This is a genomic window from Streptomyces sp. NPDC050145 (genome assembly GCF_044460245.1).
In the GTDB taxonomy this organism is placed as follows: domain Bacteria; phylum Actinomycetota; class Actinomycetes; order Streptomycetales; family Streptomycetaceae; genus Streptomyces.
In genome coordinates this window covers 53,730-74,627 of sequence record NZ_JBITJS010000018.1, presented here as the reverse complement: position 1 = coordinate 74,627, position 20,898 = coordinate 53,730, and the positions used below count along the sequence as shown (strand labels likewise).

Below are 20,898 nucleotides of genomic sequence, written 5' to 3'. Positions count from 1 at the left end.
CGCGTGTACGGCCGAAAAGCCGCTGGAAGCGGGTGATCCGCCCCTGTTACGGTCGCCGGTCCGACGACAAGGGAGTTGTTGGCCATGTCCCTCGCGATCTGCTCGCTCAAGTACGACGCGGCCCGGTCCGGCGCCCAGAAGATCACGTACGACAAGGACGGCTACCACCTCGTGCGCTTCCCCTACGCGGCGGCCGAGGAGTCCTACGACCCCTGGAAGATGCACGACCCGGCCGGCGGCCCCGACTACCCCGACCCGCACTCCGGCCTGATCCGGCCGAGCCACGACGGCTGGGCCACGCTGTCCGCGCTGGTCTTCTGGGAGGCCGACGACCGCGCCACCGAGTACCGGGCCCGCTTCGTGCGCGACCCGCTGGGCGAGTCCACCGGCTACGACTCGACCGGCACCACGGACATCTCCGCCACCGGCGGCGGGCAGTACCGCTCGTACACCTGGCAGATGTTCGTCCACCCGGGCACCCCGGTCGGCCTCAAGATCAGCGCCCGCGCCTCCGACACCGGGATCGCCGTACCGTTGGCCCTCGCCGAGTTCAAGATGGCGATACAGACGGATGTCATGGTGCCCTGACACCGGCGCCCAGTGGGTCGCCGTCCCGGCCGAGCGCTGCGGCGACGCCTTCTTCACGCTGCGCACCCGGATCGAGGGCGACGTCGTCCAGAAGTTCGCCAACTACCGTGTGGGGCCGGCCGTTCTCGGCGACATCGAGGAGCGGACCGCCGCGCGCACCGCGCTGCGCGACTTCGTGCGCGAGTCGAACCGGGGGAGTCAACTCTGGTTCCTCGCCGCCTCCGACGCGCTCGAGGCGCGCCTCGTAGAGTCGACCCGTGACACCACACGACACGCCTGACGCTCATCTGCCCGTGCTCACCACCGCGCAGGCCGACCGCCTGCGCGGCCTCGTCGCCGCCGCCCTGGAGCGGCGGCACGGGACGCCGCCCGCCTTCGAAGGGGACACCGTGGCGGTCGCCGGACACCGCCACCCGCTGACGAACCTGGCGCAGCGCTGCCGGGTCACGCCCGAGGTGGCCTGGCCCGAGCTGGTCGAGCAGCAGTTCGCGCACCTCGCCGAGGCCTCGCAGGGCGGCGAGAGCGCCGAGGAACTGCTCGCCGGCACGCGCATGCGACTCGTGGCGCCCGGCGCCGTACCGGCCGACGGCGCCGATCGGTTCAGCTACATGCGCGCCGTCGCGCCCGGCCTGAACCTCGCGCTGGCCCTCGACGCCCCGACCACCGTGCGGCTGCTGAACGACCAGGACGTGGCGCGGGCCGGTGACCCCGACGCGCTGTGGGAGGCCGCGGGCCGCAACCTGTCGCGCGAGCCGTTCCGCCACGAGGAGGTGCGGCTCGACGGGCACCCCGTCCTGCACTCCGTGTACGGGGACTCCGTGTTCGTCGCGAGCAAGGCGCTGCTGCTGCCCGAGCTCGCCGCCGAGGTCACCGGACGGCGGCTGCCCGGCGCGGGCGCGCTCGTCGTCGTCCCCACCCGGCACCTGCTCGCCTTCCACCCGATCACCGACGGCAGCGCCGTCGACGCCGTCAACGACCTCGCCACGTACGCCGTCCGCGCCCACGACGAGGGGCCCGGATCGCTGTCGCCGCGCGTGTACTGGTGGCACGAGGGCCGGCTCACCTCGCTCACCGTCATCGACGAGGAGCGGCAGACCATCAGCCAGCAGCCCCCGGCCGAACTCGTCGACGTGCTGCGGCTGCTGCGCGGCCTGGACCGCGCCGGACGGCTCGTCGGCTCCGCCCGGCCCGTCGAGGTGCCCGCCCTCACCGCGTCGCTCGCCGCCTCGATCGACGCGCTCGACGCGGCACCGGACGGACTGCCCGACGCGTTCACCGACGCGGTGCTCCTCGCGCAGGCGAGCGCCGAGGCCGATCCCGACGCCGACCGCGTCGAGACCTGGGACGCGTGGGTCGCCGCGCTCCAGCTGGGCACCGCCCTGTTCACCGAGACCAAGGCCGTGACCCTGATGCTCGGTGACACCGAGCACACCGTCCCCGCCACCGGCACCGAGGTCCGCGGCGACGCCCGCGCCTGGCTCGACGCCTTCTACCTGACCCTCGTCACCCGCGAACGCGACCGCACCACGCGACTGTGCGAGGTGCCGCTCGACACGCTGCGCGCCGCGGGGCCCGTCGACGACTACGTCCTGCACTGGATCGACACCCTGCAGAGCCACTGGCTGCGCCGCCCCACGGACGACGTCGTCACCAAGCTCGTCACCACGATGGAGCGTTCGCACCCCGAGGCGTCGACGCGCACGCCGAAGGACTTCCTGGACCTCGTCGACTACCAGCCCGTCGCCCTGTTCCACCGGCTGCTCACCCAGGACCACGAGGCCTTCGGCGAGACGCTCACCGCGGCGCTCGGCCATCACGCCCGGTACTGGGGCGACTCGGCCGCGCCGGGCGCCCGCGTGGCCCTCGGCCCGCTCGCCCTCGCCTGCCTCGCCCACGACATGGACTTCCCGCTGGACATGGACCGGCCGTACCTGCCGAAGTACCTGCTCGACCGGCAGCGACTCGAACACATCCCGGGCTGAACTCCCGCCCGCAGCCGTCGAATCCGGGGGTGCGCCTCGACCGGTCCGCACCCCCGCCGCGCCGTACGGACCGGGCCTACGCCGAGACCAGCATCCGGGAGCGCCGGGCCTGCGCGAGGGCCGTCGGGGTGAGCACCGGGCGCGGGACGACGATGCCGCAGTGCGTGCACACCGGTCCCGAGGACGGCTCGTGCGCCAGATCGTGCTTCCAGGCCAGGCCGTCGTCGCCCGCGCAGACCGGGCAGGCGCGGCCCGGCTCCCGCTCGAGCGCGGAGATCAGCCGGCGCAGCACGTCGGCCAGCGGCTCGTCCGGGTGCACGGTGGGGTCGTCGCACCAGGCGACCCCGAAACCGCCCCAGGTCAGCCGGTGCCAGTCGTCCGTGCTGCCCGGCCGGCGCAGCCCGTCGTGCTTCTCCTTGCGCCGCCGCTCGGCGAAGTCGTCCTCGTACGCGAGCCACACGGCCCGCGCCTCCTCCAGCTCCTCCAGGGCCGCGACCAGGCGGGCCGGGTCGGGGGAGCGGTCCTCGGGGCCGAAGCCGGCCCGGGAGCACAGATGGTCCCAGGTGGCCCGGTGCCCGTAAGGAGCGAACCTCTCCAGGCACTTGCGCAGTGAGTACCGCCGCAGTGCCAGATCGTTGCGCGTGTCGCGCACCTGTCTTGCCAGACTCCGGAATCCGGCCATCGCCCTGCACCTCCGTCACACGTACGTCGGCGTCGCCGCAGCCATGAAGCGACGTTGCCGAGTAGACGTATCGACACGCGATTCGGATCCCTCCGCGGGGCGCCGGTATCCATCCGATTCCGGATGGATGCCATCAGCGGCACCTCGTGGGTCCGGGGAGTCTCTCTGTGATCCCTGTGGCGATCCTGAAAACGTGACGCATGTTCATCTCTACGGTCCCTACGACGGGCTCTCCCCGTTCTTCAACGACTCCTCCATCGGTCAACACCCGTGACAAGGAGAACGGCCCACCCCGCATCAAAGGTTCCTGGCGCTGCGGAACCGAGTGCGGCGCCGGCTGCGCCGCAGGTCAGGACCGCCTCTGGCGCAGACCTGCCCAGCCGGCCGGCGCACGGGAACGACGAAGCGGCCGGGCATCCGCCCGGCCGCTCCACCGCTCGCGTGGCGTCCTCAGCCGAGTTCGCGCTCGCGGGTCTCCGGCAGCGCGAGCACACACAGGAGCGAGACCACGGCCATCGCGCTCACGTACCAGCCCACCGACGACGAGCCGAACGAGCCCTGCAGCCGCGTCGCCACCAGCGGCGCGACGGCGCCGCCCAGCACACCGCCCAGGTTGTACGCGAACGAGGCGCCCGAGTAGCGCACCCGGACCGAGAAGAGCTCCGGCAGGTACGCGCCCATCGGGCCGTACACCACACCCATGCAGAACAGGGCGCCGCCGAGCGCCAGCGCGATCAGGACCGGCTGTTCGGTGTCCATCAGCAGGAACAGGACCGGCCCCCACACGATCGCGAGGCCCGAGCCGAAGAGCACCGTGCGGCGCCGCCCGCGCGCGTCCGAGCGCGTCGCCGCGAGCCAGGTGCCGGCCGCCAGGAAGAGGCAGGCCACGAGTGACACCGCGAGCATCGTGCCGCGCGGCACGCCCAGCGTCTTCGTGCCGTAGGCCAGGCAGTAGGTGGTGGCGGTGTAGAAGAGGCCGTACGCGACGACCATGCCGCCCGCGCCGAGCAGGATCTCCTTCGGGTGCTGCTTGAACACCTCAAGGGCCGGCGCCCTGCTGGCCTCCTGGTCCGCCATCACCTTGGCGAACACGGGCGTCTCGCTGATCCTCAGCCGGACGAACAGGCCGACGGCGACCAGGAGGAAGGACAGCAGGAACGGGATCCGCCAGCCCCAGGCCTGGAACGCGTCGTCGGAGAGGGACGCGGAGAGCAGCCAGAAGATGCCGGTCGCCGCGAAGAATCCGACGGACGGGCCGAGTTGGGGGAACGCGGCGAACAGGCCGCGCCGCCCGCGCGGCGCGTGCTCCACCGCGAGCAGCGCCGCACCGCCCCACTCGCCGCCGAGCCCGACGCCCTGGAGGAAGCGCAGGAGCACGAGCAGCAGCGGGGCCCAGACGCCGAGCGTGGAGTAGCCGGGCAGCAGGCCGACGCAGGCCGTCGACAGGCCCATCAGGAGCAGCGAGGCCACGAGGACCGACTTGCGGCCGATCCGGTCGCCGAAGTGACCGAAGACCAGCGAACCGATCGGGCGGGCGGCGAACGCGACGGCGTACGTCGAGAACGAGGCCAAAGTGGCGTTGAGGGAGGACAGGTTGGGGAAGAACGCCTCGTTCAGGACGAGGGCGGCGGCCGTTCCGTAGACGTAGAAGTCGTAGAACTCGATGGCCGTACCGATGAAGCTGGCGACCGCCACGCGTCGTAGGCGCTCCGGTTCGGGGGCCGGGGTGGTGTCGTCCTGGGCTGGTTCTTCCCTGGTGGGGTCGTCTTTGAGCACGGCTGCACTGTCGCGGTCGGTGCAGTATGCAGTCAATCCCCGAGACAGGGTGTCCCGGGGATTGAGATGGCTCCTGCCCCCTTTCGAGGGCGCGAGGGGGCGAGGGCGCCTACTTGTAGGTCAGGTACGGGCGGCGCACCGCGCGGAACTTCTCCAGTTCGCCGTGCCAGCCCTGGACCACCTCGTCCGCGGTCGCGCCCTTGTCGATCATCGTGCGGACCTGGGTCGAGCCCGTGAGCTTGTCGATCCAGTTGTCGGAGCGCCAGGCGAAGCCGCTCCAGGCGGACTTGGCGGTGACGAGGAGCGCGACCCCGGTGCGGACCGGATCGAAGGCCTCGCGGTCGTCGACGTGGATCTGCACGCCGCCCACTGTCTTGCCCTGGAACTTGGAGAACGTCGGCGCGAAGTACGCCTCCCTGAAGTGCACGCCGGGCAGCGCGAGTTCGTTCGCGGCGGCGGCCCAGCGCGCGTCGATCCCCTCGGCGCCGAGGAGCTCGAACGGGCGGGTCGTGCCGCGCCCCTCGGAGAGGTTCGTGCCCTCGAACAGGCAGGTGCCCGAGTAGACCAGGGCCGTGTCCGCGGTCGGCATGTTCGGGCTCGGCGGCACCCACGGAAGGCCCGAGGCGTCGTAGAAGTCGCGGCGCTTCCAGCCCGTCATCGTCACCGTGGCCAGCTCGACCGGCTGGTCCAGGTACTCGGCGTTGAACAGCCGCGCCAGCTCCGTGACCGTCATGCCGTGCGCCTGCGCGATCTCCCGCCGGCCCACGAACGTCGCGAACTCCTTGTGCAGGACCGGCCCGTACGCGTCGCGCCCGGTCGCCGGGTTCGGCCGGTCCAGGACGACGAACCTCTTCCCGGCGAGCCGCGCCGCCTCCATGCAGTCGTACAGCGTCCAGATGTACGTGTAGAAGCGGGCGCCCACGTCCTGGATGTCGAAGACGACCGTGTCGACGCCGGACGCCGTGAAGATGTCCGCGAGCGCCTGACCGCTCTTCAAGTACGTGTCGTAGACCGGCAGTCCGGTCGCCGGGTCGTCGTAGCGCCCCTCCGAGCCGCCCGCCTGCGCCGTCCCGCGGAAACCGTGCTCGGGGCCGAACACGGCCTTCAGGTCGACGCGGTCGTCCGCGTGCATGACGTCCACGATGTGCCGCACGTCCCGGGTCACGCCCGTGGGGTTGGTGACGACGCCGACCTTCTGCCCGGACAGCAGCCCGTAGCCGTCGGCCGCGAGCCGCTCGAAACCGGTCCGCAGGCCCGGCCCGCGCCCCTGCCCGTCCACCGTCGCGGCGCCCGCCGTGCCGCTCCCCGCACCCAGCGCGCCGGCCACCCCCGCGCCCGCCGCGAGCAGCACCCGTCTCGACACGTTCATCCGTGCACCTCCGTGATCGCCGGAACTGGTCTGGTCCTCTCGCCGCACGCTAGTCCCCGGACCCCGTCCGGGGAACGGATCTTGCGCGCATCCGTGTCCCGCGCCCCCTTTCCTCACGACATACCGACTGGTTAGTGTGCTGAGGCAACCTGAGTCACGGCGTGCCGAAGGAGACCGATGGTGGAGAGTCCGCAGGGCCAGTCAGTCGTCGTCACGGGCGCGGGCGGCGGTATCGGCGCCGCCCTCGCCCGCCGCTTCGCCGCCGCGGGCGCCCGCGTCGTCGTCAACGACCTCGACGCCGCCAAGGCCGCCGCGGTCGCCGACGAGATCGGCGCGACCGCCGTCCCCGGCGACGCCTCCGCGATCGTCGACGACGCCCGGGACGCCCTCGGCGGCACCGTCGACGTCTGGTGCGCCAACGCGGGCCTCTCCTCCGGCGGCACCGAGGCCGCGGACCCCGCGGTGTGGGCCGCCGCCTGGGACGTCAACGTGATGGCGCACGTGCGCGCCGCGCAGGCCCTGCTCCCCGACTGGCTGGAGCGCGGCAGCGGCCGCTTCGTCTCCACCGTCTCCGCCGCCGGACTGCTCACCATGATCGGCGCCGCCCCGTACAGCGTCACCAAGCACGGCGCGTACGCCTTCGCCGAATGGCTCTCGCTCACCTACCGGCACCGCGGCGTCAAGGTGCACGCCATCTGCCCGCAGGGCGTGCGCACCGACATGCTCACCGAGGCCGGATCCGCCGGGGACCTCGTCCTCGCGCCCACCGCCATCGAGCCGGAGGACGTCGCCGACGCCCTGTTCGCGGGCATGGCCGAGGACCGCTTCCTGATCCTGCCGCACCCCGAGGTCGCCGGGTACTACGCGGGCCGCGCCGCCGCCCCGGACCGCTGGCTCGCCACCATGAACCACATCCAGCAGAAGTGGGAGGCCGACCGGTGACCGAGTCGATCTACGCCGCGCGCCCCTGGCTCGCCGTCCTCAGCGAGGCCCAGAAGGCCCCCGTCACCCCGCCCGCCACCGTCGTCCACGCCTTCGCCGACGCCGTGCGCCGCGCCCCCGACCACCCGGCCCTCGCCTACTTCGACGGCCGCCTCAGCTACGCCGAGGTCGACGCCCTCTCCGACTCCGTCGCCGGACACCTCGCCGCCCGGGGCCTGGAGCGCGGCGACCGCGTCGCGATCATGCTGCAGAACTCGCCGCACTTCGTGCTCGCCCTGCTCGGCGCCTTCAAGGCCGGCGCCGTCGTCGTCCCGGTCAACCCGATGTACAAGGCGGGCGAGGTCGCCCACGTCCTCCACGACTCCGAGGTCACCGCCCTGATCTGCGCGGACCGCGCCTGGGAGGCGTACCTGCGCGACACCGCCGCCGACTCGCCCGTACGCATCGCCCTGACCGCCTGCGAACTCGACCTGCAGAGCCGGAACGACACCCGCGTGCTGTCCTTCGAGCGCGTCACGCCCGCCCCCGCGGACGCCGACGACCTGTTGACCGTCGCCCGGGCCGGCCACGCCGCGCCCGCGGACCGCGAGCTGACCGCCGACGACATCGCGCTGATCAGCTACACCTCCGGCACCAGCGGCACCCCCAAGGGCGCCACCAACCTGCACGGCAACATCACGCACAACGCCGAACGCCAGCGCACCGGCCTCGGCGTCGCCGAAGGCGCCACCTACTTCGCGCTCGCGCCCCTCTTCCACATCACCGGCATGGTCTGCGAGCTCGTCGCCTGCGTCGCCAACGCGGGCACCCTCGCCCTCGCCTACCGCTTCGAACCCGGCGTCGTCCTCGACGCGTTCGCCGAGCACAAGCCCGCCTACACCGTCGGCCCGTCCACCGCCTTCATGGCGCTCGGCGCCCAGCCGCAGGCCACCCGCGAGCACTTCGCGTCCTTCGACTCGATCTCCTCGGGCGGCGCGCCCGTGCCGCCCGCGCTCGTCGAGAAGTTCCGCGCCGCGTTCGGCCCGTACATCCACAACGGCTACGGCCTCACCGAGTGCACCGCACCCTGCGCCACCGTGCCGCCCGGCGTCGAGGCCCCCGTCGACCCCGTCTCCGGCACCCTCGCGGTCGGCGTGCCCGGGCCCGACGCGGTCGTCCGCATCGTCGACGACCGGGGCGCCGACGTGCCCTTCGGCGAACAGGGCGAGATCGCGGTGCGCGGCCCCCAGGTCGTGCCCGGCTACTGGCGCCGCCCCGACGCCACCGCCGAGGCCTTCCCCGACGGCGAACTGCGCACCGGCGACATCGGCTTCATGGACGCGAACGGCTGGCTCTACGTCGTCGACCGCAAGAAGGACATGATCAACGCGTCCGGCTTCAAGGTCTGGCCGCGCGAGGTCGAGGACGTCCTCTACACCCACCCCGCCGTCCGCGAGGCCGCCGTCGTCGGCGTCCCCGACGCCTACCGCGGCGAGACCGTGAAGGCGTACGTGAGCCTGCGCCCCGGCGCCGACGCGACCCCGGACGAGCTGTCCGCGTACTGCAAGGAACGCCTCGCCGCCTACAAGTACCCGCGCGAGGTGGAGGTCCTGCGCGAGCTTCCCAAGACGGCAAGTGGGAAGATCCTCCGGCGGGAGCTGCGTTCAGCGGACGTGTGACCCGCACGGACAGCGTGACCCGGACAGACCGAGACAGACAGTGAAGGCAGGTGGCGGTAGTGGCCAGGACGACGACGGACGGCGACGGGACGCCGGTTCCGCAGCGACTCCTGGCGGCCGCCACCCGGCTGTTCGCCGAGCGCGGCTACGACCGGACCTCCGTGCAGGAGATCGTCGAGGCGGCGGGCGTCACCAAGGGCGCCCTCTACCACTACTTCGGCTCCAAGGACGACCTGCTGCACGAGGTGTACGCGCGCGTGCTGCGCCTCCAGCAGGAGCGGCTCGACGCGTTCGCCGACCTGGACCAGCCCGTCGAGGAGCGGCTGCGCGCCGCGGCCGCCGACGTGGTCGTCACCACCATCGAGAACCTCGACGACGCGGCGATCTTCTTCCGCTCCATGCACCACCTCAGCCCCGAGAAGAACAAGCAGGTACGGGCCGAGCGGCGCCGCTACCACGAGCGGTTCCGGGCGCTGATCGAAGAGGGCCAGAACGCCGGCGTCTTCTCCACCGAGACCCCGGCCGACCTCGTCGTCGACTACCACTTCGGCTCGGTCCACCACCTGTCGACCTGGTACCGCCCCGACGGCCCGCTCACCCCGCAGGAACTCGCCGACCAACTGGCCGACCTGCTCCTGCGGGCGCTGCGCCCGTAGAACGGCCGAGCAGCGCCTCGGCCGCCGGATCGTGCGGCCGACGCCCGCCCCGCGAGCACCACCGTGCGGCCCGGCTCCGGCTGCGGGGCGGTGGGGGCTGGTCGCGCAGTTCCCCGCGCCCCTGAAAAGCATGCGCTGCGCGCAGCATTTCCCCGACGTGTGAGCGCCTGATGGAGACAGCGCACGCAGGGCGCATCTCTAGGGGCGCGGGGCTGTGACATCAGCGGCTCCGCCGCGGGGCGCGACCAGCCACGACGAGACCCGCACCCGGCGGCGAGCCTAGACGTACCGCTTCAGTTCCCGCCGGGCCAGCGAGCGCTGGTGCACCTCGTCGGGTCCGTCGGCCAAGCGGAGCGTACGGGCGCCGGCCCACAGCTCGGCCAGCGGATAGTCCTGGGAGACCCCGCCCGCCCCGTGCAGCTGCACCGCCTTGTCGATGATGTCGACCACCGCCCGCGGCGTCGCGATCTTGATGGACTGGATCTCGGTGTGGGCCCCCTTGTTGCCCACCGTGTCCATCAGCCAGGCCGTCTTCAGGACGAGGAGCCGCAGCTGCTCCACGGTGACCCGCGCGTCCGCGATCCACTCCTGCACGACGCCCTGCTGAGCCAGCGGCTTGCCGAACGCGGTGCGGCCCACGGCCCTGCGGCACATCAGCTCGATGGCCCGCTCGGCCATGCCGATCAGCCGCATGCAGTGGTGGATGCGGCCCGGGCCGAGCCGCGCCTGGGCGATGCCGAAGCCGCCGCCCTCCTCGCCGATCAGGTTCGAGACGGGCACGCGCGCGTGGTCGAAGGCCACCTCGGCATGGCCCCCGTGCCAGTGGTCCTCGAAGCCGTAGACCGTCATGGCCCGGCGCACCTCGACACCCGGGGTGTCGCGGGGGACGAGGACCATGGACTGCTGGCGCCGGATGTCGGGCCCGTCCGGGTCCGTCTTGCCCATGACGATGAAGATCTTGCAGTCCGGATTCATGGCGCCGGAGATGTAGAACTTGCGGCCCGTGATGACGTAGTCGTCGCCGTCGCGCTCGATGTGCGTCGTGATGTTCGTGGCATCGGAGGAGGCGACCTCCGGCTCGGTCATCGCGAACGCCGAGCGGATCTCCCCGGCGAGCAGCGGCTCCAGCCACTGCTTCCGCTGGGCCTCCGTGCCGAACTGGGCCAGCACCTCCATGTTCCCGGTGTCCGGGGCGCCGCAGTTGAGCGCGGTCGGCGCGAGCTGCGGGGAGCGGCCGGTGATCTCGGCCAGCGGCGCGTACTGGAGGTTGGTCAGACCCGCGCCGTGCTCGGCGTCGGGCAGGAACAGATTCCACAGGCCCTGGCGCCGGGCCTCGGCCTTGAGCTCCCCGACCACGGCGGGCGTCTGCCACGGCGAGTCGAGCGCGGCGCGCTGCTCGGCGGCGACGGCCTCGGCCGGGTACACGTGCTCGTCCATGAAGGCGAGGAGCCGCTCCCGCAGTTCCTCGGTACGGGCGTCGAATGCGAAGTCCATGGCGCGGTCAGCCTTCCTGGGGAGCCTTGAGCGTGGTCAGGCCGTGCTCGATGAAGACCGGGACGAGCTCGCCGATCCGGTCGAAGCCGGCGCCGACCGTCTGGCCGAGCGTGTACCGGTAGTGGATGCCCTCGAGGATCACGGCGAGCTTGAACCAGGCGAAGGCCGTGTACCAGGCGATCGCGGAGACGTCGCGCCCCGAGCGCGCGGCGTACCGCTCGATCAGCTCGGCCGGGTCCGGGTGCCCGGCAGCCGTCGCGGTCGTGGAGACGGGGGACTCGGTCAGGCCGAGGTCCGTGCTGTACATGACCAGCAGGCCCAGGTCGGTCATGGGATCGCCGAGCGTCGACATCTCCCAGTCGAGGATCGCCTTGATCCGGTCCACGCCGTCCGGATCCTGGCGCACCAGGACGTTGTCGAGGCGGTAGTCGCCGTGCACGATCGTCGGCGCGGGGGAGTCCGGCAGGGCGCGGCCGAGCGCGGCCTGCAGCTCGTCGATGCCGGGCAGGTCGCGGTTGCGGGACGCGTCGAGCTGCTTGCCCCAGCGGCGCAGCTGGCGCTCCAGGAAGCCCTCGGGCCGCCCGAAGTCGCCGAGGCCGACCTTCGCCGGGTCCACGGCGTGCAGGTCGACGAGGGTGTCGACGAGTCCGAGCACGGCCGCGCGGGTCCGCTCCGGGCCCAGCGGCGCGAGCTGCTCGGCCGTCCGGTACGGGGTGCCGTCGACGAACTCCATGACGTAGAAGGGCGCGCCGAGCACGGCGTCGTCCTCGCACAGCAGGATCGGCTCGGGCACCGGCACGTCGGTGGTGTGCAGGGCGGCGATGACCCGGTGCTCGCGCTTCATGTCGTGCGCGGTGGCCAGGACGTGGCCGAGCGGAGGCCGCCGCACCACCCACTGGGTCGTCCCGTCCCCGACCAGGTACGTCAGGTTCGAGCGCCCGCCCTCGATGAGCCGCGCGGTCAGCGGTCCGCCGACCAGTCCGGGCCGCTCCCGGTCGAGGTGGGCACGCAGCTGGTCGAGGTCGAGACCTGGGGGGTGGCTCATCGGGGTCCTCCGGGGAACGGGCGGCAGCGTCGTCGGCAACCATCATGCTGACTGGTCGGTATGTCGTCCAGTGATGCACACGAACGTGATCGTTCTTACGCTGCCCCGTCCCGCGCCTCCACGGAAGAGGGCCTCACCGACCGCACCCGGGACCGCCCAGGTCAGGCCCGCTCCAACCGCACCCGTGCCGCTCACGTCACGAGCAGCGACGCGAACACCGCCAGCGCCACCGTGCACAGCGCCGCCGCGACGGCCCCGCGCCGCGTCATCACCGGCGGCGCGACCTCGTGCAGCGCAAGGCCCGTGATGCGCCGGTGCGCGACCGCCAGGAAACCCAGCCACACCAGCAGGCACAGCGCGGCCGCCACCCAGCCGAGCGCCCCGCCGGAACCGCTCAGTGCCGTCCGGCCGGCCAGGATCGCGGCCACCGTGCAGGACAGCGTCGTGCGCCGCCACGCGAGACGGGTCCGGGCCGGCTGCAGCCCGGGATCGCGTACGGGTTCCTCCACGCCCGCTCACCCCGCCCAGCCGGCGAACACCACGACCACCATGGCGACGGCGACCAGGGCGATCACCACGCTCAGCAGCGCGGGGAACCGCGACACCGGCAGGTCCTCGCCCCGGCGCATCGCCCGCTCGCACCGCACCCAGTGACTGACCGCCCGCAGTGAGCACAGCGCGCCCGAGGCGAGCAGCGCGAGCGCGAGCCCGACCCGCCAGCCCCAGGGCAGGTCCGGCAGGAACTGGTCGACCGCGAAACCGCCGCCGATCAGCGCGAGCGCGGTGCGCAGCCAGGCCAGGAAGGTCCGCTCGTTGGCCAGCGAGAACCGGTAGTCGGGCGTCTCACCCTCGTCCCTGACCCGCTCCGGGGCGAACCAGAGCCGTACGTTGCGTGCGAATTCGATCACGATGTGGACCTTAGGGCCTGTCCGTCAGTCACCGGCCCGCAGGCGGGCGTAGGCCGCGAGCGAGTCCGGGGTGAAGGGCCAGTCGCCGATGCGCCGGTCCAGCTCCTCCTGGGGCAGGAACGTGTGCCAGGCGACCTCCTCGGCCTGCGGGTCCACCGGTCGGTCGCAGACCACCTCGTACACCGCGGACCACCAGGAGCGCCCCGCCCCGTCCTCGTACAGGAAGCGGAACAGCGGCGTCGGCCGCGGCAGCCCCGAGACGCCGAGCTCCTCCTCCGCCTCCCGCAGCGCGGCCTCGTCGTACGTCTCGCCCGCGCCGACCACCCCGCCCACGAACATGTCGTACATCCCGGGGAAGACGAGCTTGGTGTCGGTGCGCCGGTGCACGAACACCCGGCCCTCCGGGTCGCGGACCAGGACGAACGCGCAGCGGTGCCGCAGCCCGCGCGCGTACGCCTCGCCGCGCGCCACCTGCGCCACGACCCGGTCGTCCGCGTCGACGATATCCAGGATCTCCCCGGCCGACCGCGCCGCGGCCTCAGAAGCCCCAGATGCCTCAGAAGCTCCAGATGCCTCAGACGTCTCGGAACCCTCGGAGGGACTCGCAGAACTCGCAGCACTCATGCCCCGAGGCTAAGCCGTGCCCCCGGGCCCGCCCCTACACCGGGCTCGACTCCGCGTTCCGGTCCGGCGCCGCCGCCCCCGGCATCGCCGGATGCAGTCCCAGCAGCACGACCCCCACCACGACCCCGGCCAGCCCCACCACCTCCCAGGCGAGCGCCCCCGCGTCGGTGCGCAGCTGGTCCCCGAGGAACCCCACCCCGCACGCGATCCCGGCCAGCGGCTGCGCGGCCGTCAGCGCGGGCAGCGACATCCGCAGCGGCGCCGTCTCGAACGCGCTCTGCACCAGCACGAGCCCCGTCACCCCGAGCAGCAGCACCGCGTACGGCTGCCAGCCCAGGAACAGATGCGCCAGACCGCCCGACTGGAACCGCTGACCGCTGACCCGGGTCAGCGCGTCCTGCACCCCGTAGAGCATCCCGGCCGCCACCGCCAGGAGCACCGGCGCCTTGCTCAGCCGGGACCGCTTGGCGAGCGCCGCGAGGAGCAGGGCCCCGCCCACCATCAGCCCGATGATCAGCCAGTGCCGCAGCGGCCCCGCCTTCTCGCCGCCCCCGCTGGGCTGCCCCGCGACGATGAACGCCGTCACCCCGCCCGCGAGCAGCAGCAGCCCGAGCCAGCCCTGCCGGCCCAGCGGCACGTACGTCTGGAGCCGGGAGAGCAGCAGGGCGAAGAGGAGGTTCGTCGCGAGGAGGGGCTCGACCAGCGACACCTCGCCGTTGCCCAGCGCCACCGCGCCGAGCGCCATGCCGCACACCATGAAGCCGATGCCCGCCAGCCAGCGCGGCATCCGCATCAGGTCGAGCAGGAGCCGGGGCCGCAGGAAGTCGCCGAGCGGGGCGCGCCGGGCCGCGTTCTGCTGGAGCACGAAGCCGATGCCCAGACAGAAGGCCGCGCTCACGGCGAGGACGAGGACGAGTACCGGCACGCTGTGCACCTCGGACTGTGCTCGGAAAACACATCGCTATGCGGCTGACGATAGCGCTCCGGGGCCGCCCTCGCCCGGGGCCGCGGGGTGGTTGAAATGTCATGCAAGTGAACTCGTCGGAACGCGCGACGAGTTGGTGAAGCCCGTCTCCCGATCACCCTTGACGTGGAGCCCTCCGTACCGGTTTGCTGTGCGTGATCATCCGCCCCTTGGCCGCCCCGACCGCGCAGCCTCGCGCGCGCCGCCGTCGGCGTTACTGAAGAGTCGTAGAGGAACCGTCGCGGTGTCTCCACCCCCGCCCCCGCTCGGCCGCCCTCGCAAGAAGGCCACGCACACCTTCGACCCCGCGCTCGACGACCCGGACCTCGTCGCCGCCCGCACCGCGCTCGCCCAGGGCCGGTGGACCGAGGCCAGGGCGCTGCTCGAGGGCACCGGCGACGACTGGGACCGGCGCGGCCACCGGATCATGGTCCTCGCCCAGGAGTCCACCGCCACCGCCTGGGTCCGCGACTGGCTCCTGGTCGAACCGGAGTCGACGGACGCCGCCGTCCTGCTCGCCTGCGCCGGTGTCCACCGGGCGCTCGCCGGCAAGGCCCGCCCGGACAAGATCCGCGACGGCTGCCTCGACGCCGCGGCCCTGGTCCCGACCGATCCCACGCCCTGGCTCGGACTGCTTCTCCTGGAGCGCGAGTTGGGCCGCGAGGAGGACGTCGTCCGGCTCTTCGACGAGGTCCGCCACCGGCACCCCGACCACCATCACGCGCACCACCTCATGGTCGCCCGGCTCGCCGAGCGCCGCGCCGCCGCGGGCCAGGACCCGCTGCACGAGGTCTACGACTTCGCCGCCTGGGCCGCCGAGCAGGCCCCGCCCTCCTCCGCGCTCGCCGTCCTGCCCGTCGTCGCCCACGCGGAGCGCTACCGGGTCCTGGCGAAGGCGGGCACCGAGCCCGCCGACCCCAAGGCCTCGGGCCACTGGACCGGCCGCCGGGCCCGCGTCGTCATGAAGACCGCCTTCGACTGGTGGCTGGAGTGGGGCGAGACCCGCACCGGCGCCGGCCGTCCGCGCGACCGCGTCGACCTCAACTTCCTCGCCCACGCCAAGTACTGCGAGGGCCGCCCCGCCGAGGCGGCCGCCCTGTTCCACCGCATCGGACCGCACGTCACACCGGAGCCCTGGTCCTACCCCGACCGGAATCCGTACGAAGCGTTCCGTGCCGCGCGCAGTGCCGCGCTCGGCACGGCATAGCCGTCGACCACGACCCACCGTGAAGGGACACCCCCCGATGACCACGAGCGACAGAACGGCCGAGAGCACGGCGGAGCCGGGCATCAGCACGTTCAAAGGCGAGGAGAGCGCCCTGCGGGCCGGGCGGCTCGGCACGGCGGGGCTGCTGCTCTCCGTGCTCGCCGCGACCGGCCCCCTGATGGTCGTCGCAGGTGTCATGCCCACGACGTTCGCGGTGATGGGCGTCGTCGGCATGCCGCTGCTCTTCCTGATCCTCGGCGTCGTCCTGACCCTGTTCAGCGTCGGCTACGCGGAGATGAGCCGGCACGTGCACAACGCGGGCGCCTTCTACGCGTACATCGCGCGCGGGCTCGGCCCGACGGCCGGCGCCGCCGCGGCCCTGGTCGCGCTCGTCGCCTACAGCGCGCTCCAGGTCGGCATCTACGGCATGTTCGGCTTCGAGGTCTCCGGGCTCGCCCAGCAGTTCCTCGACCTGGAGATCGCCTGGTGGATCCCGGCGGTCCTCGCGGTCGTCGCGGTCGCCGTGCTCGGTCTGCTGAAGATCGACGTGAACGCCAAGGTGCTCGGCGTGCTGCTGCTCGTCGAGGTGGCCGTCGTGGTCGTCTTCGACATCGCCGCCATCGGTGACCCGGGCAGCCAGGGCCTCTCCCTGGACGCCTTCGACCCCGGGACCCTCACCGGCGTCGGCCTCGGCACCGCCCTGTGCTTCTGCATCGCCGCGTTCACCGGCTTCGAGCAGGCGCCCGTCTACGCCGAGGAGACCAGCCGCCCGCACATCCTCGTGCCCCGCGTCATGTTCCTGGCCGTCGGCGGCGTCGCCCTGTTCTTCGCCTTCAGCGCCTGGGCCCTGACCGTGGCCACCGGCCCGGCGGCGATCGTCGGCGAGGCCCGCAAGCAGTCCGCGGGCCTGCTGTTCGGCCTCACCGAGGACCGGCTCGGCGGCACCTTCACCGACATCGTGCACGTGCTGTTCGTGACCGGCATGTTCGCGGCGCTGCTCAGCTTCCACAACGTGGTCGCCCGGTACGCGTTCGCGATGGGCCGCGAGGGCCTGCTGCCCGCCCGCTTCGGCCGCACCAACAGCGCGAGCGGCGCGCCCGGCACCGGCTCCGTGCTGCAGTCCGTCATCTCCCTCGTCGTCGTCCTCGTCTTCGCCGTCACCGACTCGGCCCCCGCCGGCGACCCGACCGCGCCGGTCCTGCGCCTGTTCACCTGGGGCGGCAACGTGGGCGCGCTCGGTGTCATCCTGCTGATGGCCACCGCCTCCCTCGCCGTGATCGTCTTCTTCGTGCGGCGCGGCGCGGCAGGCGCGCAGATCTGGCGGCTGATCGCCTCCGGCCTCGCCGGCCTCGCACTGCTCGTCATCGCCGGCTACACGGTCAAGGACTTCGACGTCCTCCTGGCCTCCTCGCCGGGTTCCGCGCTGACCTGGATCCTGCCCGGCGTCATCGTGCTCGCGGCCCTCGCCGGGGTGGCGTACAGCCTGGTGCTGCGCGCCCGCAACCCGCAGGCGCACGCCCGGATCGGCCTCGGCAACGAGGCGTTCCAGCTGGAGAAGCGCGCGGGCTAGCCCGCAGCGGAAACGGCGGCGGCCCCCACCCGACCTCAGAGGTCGAGTGGGGGCCGCCGCCGTTCTTCGGTGTCCGCGCCGCTAGATCAGTACGGACAACAGCAGGACCAGGCCACCGGCGACGACCGAGATGATCGTCTCCATCACCGACCAGGTCTTCACCGTCTGGCCGACGCTGAGTCCGAAGTACTCCTTGACCAGCCAGAAGCCCGCGTCGTTGACGTGGCTGAAGAACAGCGAGCCCGCGCCGATCGCCAGCACCAGCAGCGCCGTGTGCGTGTCGGTCATGCCGGCCGCCAGCGGGGCGACCAGACCGGCCGCCGAGACGGTCGCGACCGTCGCCGAACCCGTCGCGAGCCGGATCACGACCGCGATCAGCCAGGCGAGCAGCAGCGTCGGGATCGACCAGTCCTTGGAGATGTCCAGGACCATCTGGCCGACGCCGGAGTCGATCAGGGTCTGCTTGAAGCCGCCGCCCGCGCCGACGATGAGCAGCACGCCCGCGATCGGGGCGAGCGACTTCTCGGTCGTGGACGCCAGCTTGCCCTTGGTGAAGCCCGCCGGGCGGCCCAGGGTGAACATGGCCACGATGACGGCCGCGAGCAGGGCGATCAGCGGCGAGCCGACGACGTCGAACACGCGCTGCACGGTGTGCTCGGGGTTGTCCACGATGATGTCGACGAGCGCCTTCGACAGCATCATCGCGACGGGCAGCAGGATCGTGGCGACCGAGGCGCCGAAGCTGGGACGGCCCTTCAGCTCGTCCGAGGCGCGCGCCGGGATCATCTTCTCCGGGGCGGGCACGTCGACCCACTTCGCGGCGAACTTCGAGAACACCGGACCGGCGATGATCACGGTCGGGATCGCGACGAGGACGCCGAGCGCCAGGGTGATGCCGAGGTTGGCGCCGACCGCGTCGATCGCGACGAGCGGGCCGGGGTGCGGCGGGATCAGGCCGTGCATCACGGACAGACCGGCGAGGGCCGGGATGCCGATCCGCATCAGCGAGTAGTTGCCGCGCTTGGCGACCATCAGGACGACCGGGATCAGCAGCACGATGCCGACCTCGAAGAACAGCGGCAGGCCGATGATCGAGGCGATGAGGACCATCGCCCACGGCATCGCCTTGCCACCGGACTTGCCGGCCTTGGCGAGGATCGTGTCCACGATCTGGTCGGCGCCGCCGGAGTCGGCGAGCAGCTTGCCGAGGATCGCGCCGAGCGCGATCAGCACACCGACACCGGCGACGGTCGAACCGAGACCGGCGCTGAAGCTGGTGATCACCTTGTCGAGCGGGGCTCCGGCGACCGCGCCCAGGGTGAGCGAACCGATCGTCAGCGCCAGGAAGGCGTGGAGCTTGAACTTCGTGATGAGCAGGACGATGACGGCGATACCGACGAGCACGGCGATCCCGAGCTGGGCATGGCCCGCGGACGTGATCGGCTCGACGGCGTCCGCTGCCAGGGTCTCGACACTGAGACTGGTCACGGTCTGATCCCTTGTACGAGGAGGGGAGGGGACGGAAGGACTACTGGGGGAGTGCGGGGGAGAGCTAGGGCTGCTCGGAGTCGAGCGCGGCCAGAGCCTTGACGGCCCGGTCCGTGATCTCCTCCGGGGAGCCCGACACGTCGACGTCGACGCCCGACTCGTCCGCCTGGAGCGGCTGGAGCGTGGCGAACTGCGAGTCCAGCAGGCTCGTCGGCATGAAGTGGCCCTCGCGGTGGCTCATCCGGTCGAGGATGAGCTCACGGCTGCCGGTGAGGTGCAGGAAGACGGCGTCCGGGGCCTCGGAGCGCAGCAGGTCCCGGTAGCTCCGCTTGAGGGCGGAGCTGGAGACGACGCCGCCGAGTCCGGCGCGGCTGTGCGCCCACCGGCCGATGGCCTCGAGCCAGGGGCGGCGGTCCTCGTCGTCCAGGGGCGTCCCGGCCGACATCTTGTCGATGTTGGCCTGCGGGTGGAAGTCGTCGCCTTCGGCGTACGGAACGCCGAGGCGCTCGGCGAGCAGGGGACCGATCGTCGTCTTGCCGGTTCCTGCCACGCCCATGACCACGACGACGTGGGGGGTGCTCATCGCTGCCTCGCTGTCTTCATCGCTGTCTTCGTCGACATCGCTGTGTCACGTCACTGAAACCCAATAGGTCTGACTAATTCAAGAGGCTGTGACATAAAAGTCAGACTATTTATTCCGGGTTCCGGTGCCGCGTCGTGCGCGTCACGTCCTGCCTCGTACTCTTTCGACATGACCACACAGGGCCGGGGCCTGCACGCCCGCGTACTCGAAAGCCTCGGTCCCGCCATCGCCGCGGGGGAGTACCCCCCGGGCAGCGTGCTGCGCACCGACGAGCTCGCGCAGCAGTTCGAGGTCTCGCGCTCGGTGATGCGGGAGGCCGTGCGCGTCCTGGAGTCGATGCATCTCGTGGCGTCACGGCGCCGGGTCGGCGTCACCGTGCGGCCCGCGGCGGAGTGGAACGTCTACGACCCGCAGGTCATCCGCTGGCGCCTGGCCGGCGCCGACCGGGCGCGCCAGCTGCGCTCGCTCACGGTGCTGCGTTCGGCGGTCGAGCCGGTCGCCGCGGGCCTCGCCGCCCGCCATGCCACACCCGAGCAGTGCGCCGCGCTCACCGAGTGCGCCCTCGGCATGGTCGCCACCTCGCGCGGCCAGCAGCTGGAGAAGTACCTCGTGCACGACATCGACTTCCACCGGATCGTGCTCAACGCGTCGGGCAACGAGATGTTCGCGCACCTGGGCGACCTGGTCGCCGAGGTCCTGGCGGGCCGTACCCACCACCAGGTCATGTTCGAGGACCCCGACCCGGCCGCCGTCACGCTGCACGTGCGCGTCGCGGAGGCGGTCCGGGAGAAGGACGCGGAGCGCGCCGAGGCGCTCACGCGGGAGATCGCGGTGGGCGCGCTCCAGGAGCTGGACATCCTCGCGCCCTGAAGGTGCCCTGAACGCGCCCGGTCGCGGGGCCGGGCGCGGGACCGTTCGTGGGGCCGGTCGCGGGGCCGGGACTATTCGATGAAGTCGCCGTCCACGTACACCCACGCGCCGTCCACCCGGACGAACCGGCTGCGCTCGTGCAGCGACCCCGCCCGCCCGTCGTCCTTGTAGCGGGCCCGGTAGGTGACGGTGCCGCGCTGGTGGAACGCCGAGCCGTCGGCCGTCTCCAGGACCTCCAGGCCCACCCAGGTGAGCCCCGGGTCGAACTCCACCGCGGGCGGCCGGGTGTCCGGGTGCCAGGTGCGCAGCAGATACGCCGCGTCCTTACGGGTGAACGCCGCGTACCGGGACCGCATCAGCGCCTCGGCCGTGGGCGCGGCGGCCCGGCCCGAGTGGTAGCGGCCGCAGCAGTCCTCGTACGCGGCGGAAAGACCGCAGGGGCAGGTGGTCGGAGTGGGGCGTGCCATGCCGCCGACTCTACCGAGCGCCTCT

Annotated in this window: 21 protein-coding genes; 9 read left to right on the top strand and 12 right to left on the bottom strand. The window is 72.4% G+C overall.

Annotation, left to right across the window (positions count from 1 at the left end):
• The first annotated feature begins 84 nt into the window (after nucleotides 1-84).
• From ACIBTU_RS30955 to ACIBTU_RS30945, 3 genes are read left to right on the top strand one after another with little or no spacing between them, the layout of a single operon-like run.
• On the top strand, nucleotides 85-588 hold the full coding sequence (locus tag ACIBTU_RS30955; RefSeq protein WP_399129919.1) for a hypothetical protein: 504 nt from the start codon (nucleotides 85-87) through the stop codon (nucleotides 586-588).
• A complete protein-coding gene (locus ACIBTU_RS30950) occupies nucleotides 572-868 on the top strand; it encodes a DUF4180 domain-containing protein (RefSeq protein ID WP_399129918.1) in 297 nt (98 codons plus the stop codon). Before ACIBTU_RS30955 ends, ACIBTU_RS30950 begins: the two co-directional genes overlap by 17 nt.
• Nucleotides 846-2,570 carry an immunity 49 family protein gene (locus ACIBTU_RS30945; RefSeq protein ID WP_399129917.1) on the top strand — a complete coding sequence of 575 codons (1,725 nt, stop codon included), beginning with the start codon at nucleotides 846-848 and terminating at the stop codon, nucleotides 2,568-2,570. The genes ACIBTU_RS30950 and ACIBTU_RS30945 overlap by 23 nt, the downstream gene beginning before the upstream one ends.
• A 76-nt stretch (nucleotides 2,571-2,646) precedes the next feature.
• Here the strand turns inward: ACIBTU_RS30945 and ACIBTU_RS30940 are convergent, their stop codons facing one another.
• The 3 genes from ACIBTU_RS30940 to ACIBTU_RS30930 all read right to left on the bottom strand — a co-directional run bounded on the left by ACIBTU_RS30940 (nucleotide 2,647) and on the right by ACIBTU_RS30930 (nucleotide 6,397).
• A complete protein-coding gene (locus ACIBTU_RS30940; protein WP_399129916.1) occupies nucleotides 2,647-3,252 on the bottom strand; it encodes a hypothetical protein in 606 nt (201 codons plus the stop codon).
• Nucleotides 3,253-3,702: 450 nt separating this feature from the next.
• Entirely contained in the window at nucleotides 3,703-4,947 is a 1,245-nt protein-coding gene (locus ACIBTU_RS30935; RefSeq protein ID WP_399130048.1) for an MFS transporter, read from the bottom strand.
• A 190-nt stretch (nucleotides 4,948-5,137) separates the two neighbouring features.
• Nucleotides 5,138-6,397 (bottom strand): exo-beta-N-acetylmuramidase NamZ domain-containing protein, encoded by a 1,260-nt coding sequence (locus ACIBTU_RS30930; RefSeq protein ID WP_399129914.1) that lies wholly within the window; start codon nucleotides 6,395-6,397, stop codon nucleotides 5,138-5,140.
• Between the two features lie 177 nt (nucleotides 6,398-6,574).
• Here ACIBTU_RS30930 and ACIBTU_RS30925 point away from each other — a divergent pair, with 177 nt between their 5' ends.
• Genes ACIBTU_RS30925 through ACIBTU_RS30915 form a run of 3 tightly spaced genes read left to right on the top strand, consistent with a single transcriptional unit; the run spans nucleotide 6,575 to nucleotide 9,653 of the window.
• Complete coding sequence (locus tag ACIBTU_RS30925; RefSeq protein WP_399129913.1) at nucleotides 6,575-7,339, top strand: SDR family NAD(P)-dependent oxidoreductase; 765 nt, start codon at nucleotides 6,575-6,577, stop codon at nucleotides 7,337-7,339.
• The gene (locus ACIBTU_RS30920) at nucleotides 7,336-8,997 is read left to right on the top strand and encodes a class I adenylate-forming enzyme family protein (protein WP_399129912.1); all 1,662 of its coding nucleotides are present in this window, start codon (nucleotides 7,336-7,338) and stop codon (nucleotides 8,995-8,997) included. Before ACIBTU_RS30925 ends, ACIBTU_RS30920 begins: the two co-directional genes overlap by 4 nt.
• A gap of 50 nt (nucleotides 8,998-9,047) precedes the next feature.
• Entirely contained in the window at nucleotides 9,048-9,653 is a 606-nt protein-coding gene (locus tag ACIBTU_RS30915) for a TetR/AcrR family transcriptional regulator (protein ID WP_399129911.1), read from the top strand.
• Nucleotides 9,654-9,932: 279 nt separating this feature from the next.
• On the opposite strand, the gene ACIBTU_RS30910 is transcribed toward ACIBTU_RS30915, so the two are convergent.
• The 6 genes from ACIBTU_RS30910 to ACIBTU_RS30885 form a co-directional block, all read right to left on the bottom strand.
• Nucleotides 9,933-11,147, bottom strand: a complete 1,215-nt coding sequence (locus tag ACIBTU_RS30910; protein ID WP_399129909.1) for an acyl-CoA dehydrogenase family protein — start codon at nucleotides 11,145-11,147, stop codon at nucleotides 9,933-9,935.
• A 7-nt stretch (nucleotides 11,148-11,154) separates the two neighbouring features.
• On the bottom strand, nucleotides 11,155-12,192 hold the full coding sequence (locus ACIBTU_RS30905) for a phosphotransferase family protein (protein WP_399129908.1): 1,038 nt from the start codon (nucleotides 12,190-12,192) through the stop codon (nucleotides 11,155-11,157).
• A 191-nt stretch (nucleotides 12,193-12,383) separates the two neighbouring features.
• Complete coding sequence (locus tag ACIBTU_RS30900; RefSeq protein ID WP_399129906.1) at nucleotides 12,384-12,701, bottom strand: DUF202 domain-containing protein; 318 nt, start codon at nucleotides 12,699-12,701, stop codon at nucleotides 12,384-12,386.
• A gap of 6 nt (nucleotides 12,702-12,707) precedes the next feature.
• Nucleotides 12,708-13,100 carry a YidH family protein gene (locus ACIBTU_RS30895; protein WP_399129904.1) on the bottom strand — a complete coding sequence of 131 codons (393 nt, stop codon included), beginning with the start codon at nucleotides 13,098-13,100 and terminating at the stop codon, nucleotides 12,708-12,710.
• Between the two features lie 24 nt (nucleotides 13,101-13,124).
• Nucleotides 13,125-13,724 (bottom strand): NUDIX hydrolase, encoded by a 600-nt coding sequence (locus tag ACIBTU_RS30890; protein ID WP_399129902.1) that lies wholly within the window; start codon nucleotides 13,722-13,724, stop codon nucleotides 13,125-13,127.
• Between the two features lie 34 nt (nucleotides 13,725-13,758).
• Nucleotides 13,759-14,649, bottom strand: a complete 891-nt coding sequence (locus ACIBTU_RS30885) for a DMT family transporter (RefSeq protein WP_399129901.1) — start codon at nucleotides 14,647-14,649, stop codon at nucleotides 13,759-13,761.
• Nucleotides 14,650-14,932: 283 nt separating this feature from the next.
• Here ACIBTU_RS30885 and ACIBTU_RS30880 point away from each other — a divergent pair, with 283 nt between their 5' ends.
• Nucleotides 14,933-15,895, top strand: a complete 963-nt coding sequence (locus ACIBTU_RS30880; RefSeq protein ID WP_399129899.1) for a hypothetical protein — start codon at nucleotides 14,933-14,935, stop codon at nucleotides 15,893-15,895.
• 37 nt (nucleotides 15,896-15,932) lie between these two features.
• Nucleotides 15,933-17,465 carry an APC family permease gene (locus ACIBTU_RS30875; RefSeq protein WP_399129897.1) on the top strand — a complete coding sequence of 511 codons (1,533 nt, stop codon included), beginning with the start codon at nucleotides 15,933-15,935 and terminating at the stop codon, nucleotides 17,463-17,465.
• A gap of 81 nt (nucleotides 17,466-17,546) precedes the next feature.
• On the opposite strand, the gene ACIBTU_RS30870 is transcribed toward ACIBTU_RS30875, so the two are convergent.
• Together ACIBTU_RS30870 and ACIBTU_RS30865 are read right to left on the bottom strand one after the other, a co-directional pair.
• Entirely contained in the window at nucleotides 17,547-18,953 is a 1,407-nt protein-coding gene (locus tag ACIBTU_RS30870; RefSeq protein WP_399129896.1) for a gluconate:H+ symporter, read from the bottom strand.
• A gap of 64 nt (nucleotides 18,954-19,017) precedes the next feature.
• Nucleotides 19,018-19,536: a gluconokinase gene (locus ACIBTU_RS30865; protein ID WP_399129895.1), complete on the bottom strand. Its 519-nt coding sequence runs from the start codon at nucleotides 19,534-19,536 to the stop codon at nucleotides 19,018-19,020.
• A gap of 168 nt (nucleotides 19,537-19,704) precedes the next feature.
• Here ACIBTU_RS30865 and ACIBTU_RS30860 point away from each other — a divergent pair, with 168 nt between their 5' ends.
• Entirely contained in the window at nucleotides 19,705-20,406 is a 702-nt protein-coding gene (locus ACIBTU_RS30860) for a FadR/GntR family transcriptional regulator (protein WP_399129894.1), read from the top strand.
• A gap of 71 nt (nucleotides 20,407-20,477) precedes the next feature.
• On the opposite strand, the gene ACIBTU_RS30855 is transcribed toward ACIBTU_RS30860, so the two are convergent.
• Nucleotides 20,478-20,873: a YchJ family protein gene (locus ACIBTU_RS30855; RefSeq protein ID WP_399129892.1), complete on the bottom strand. Its 396-nt coding sequence runs from the start codon at nucleotides 20,871-20,873 to the stop codon at nucleotides 20,478-20,480.
• Nucleotides 20,874-20,898: the final 25 nt, after the last annotated feature.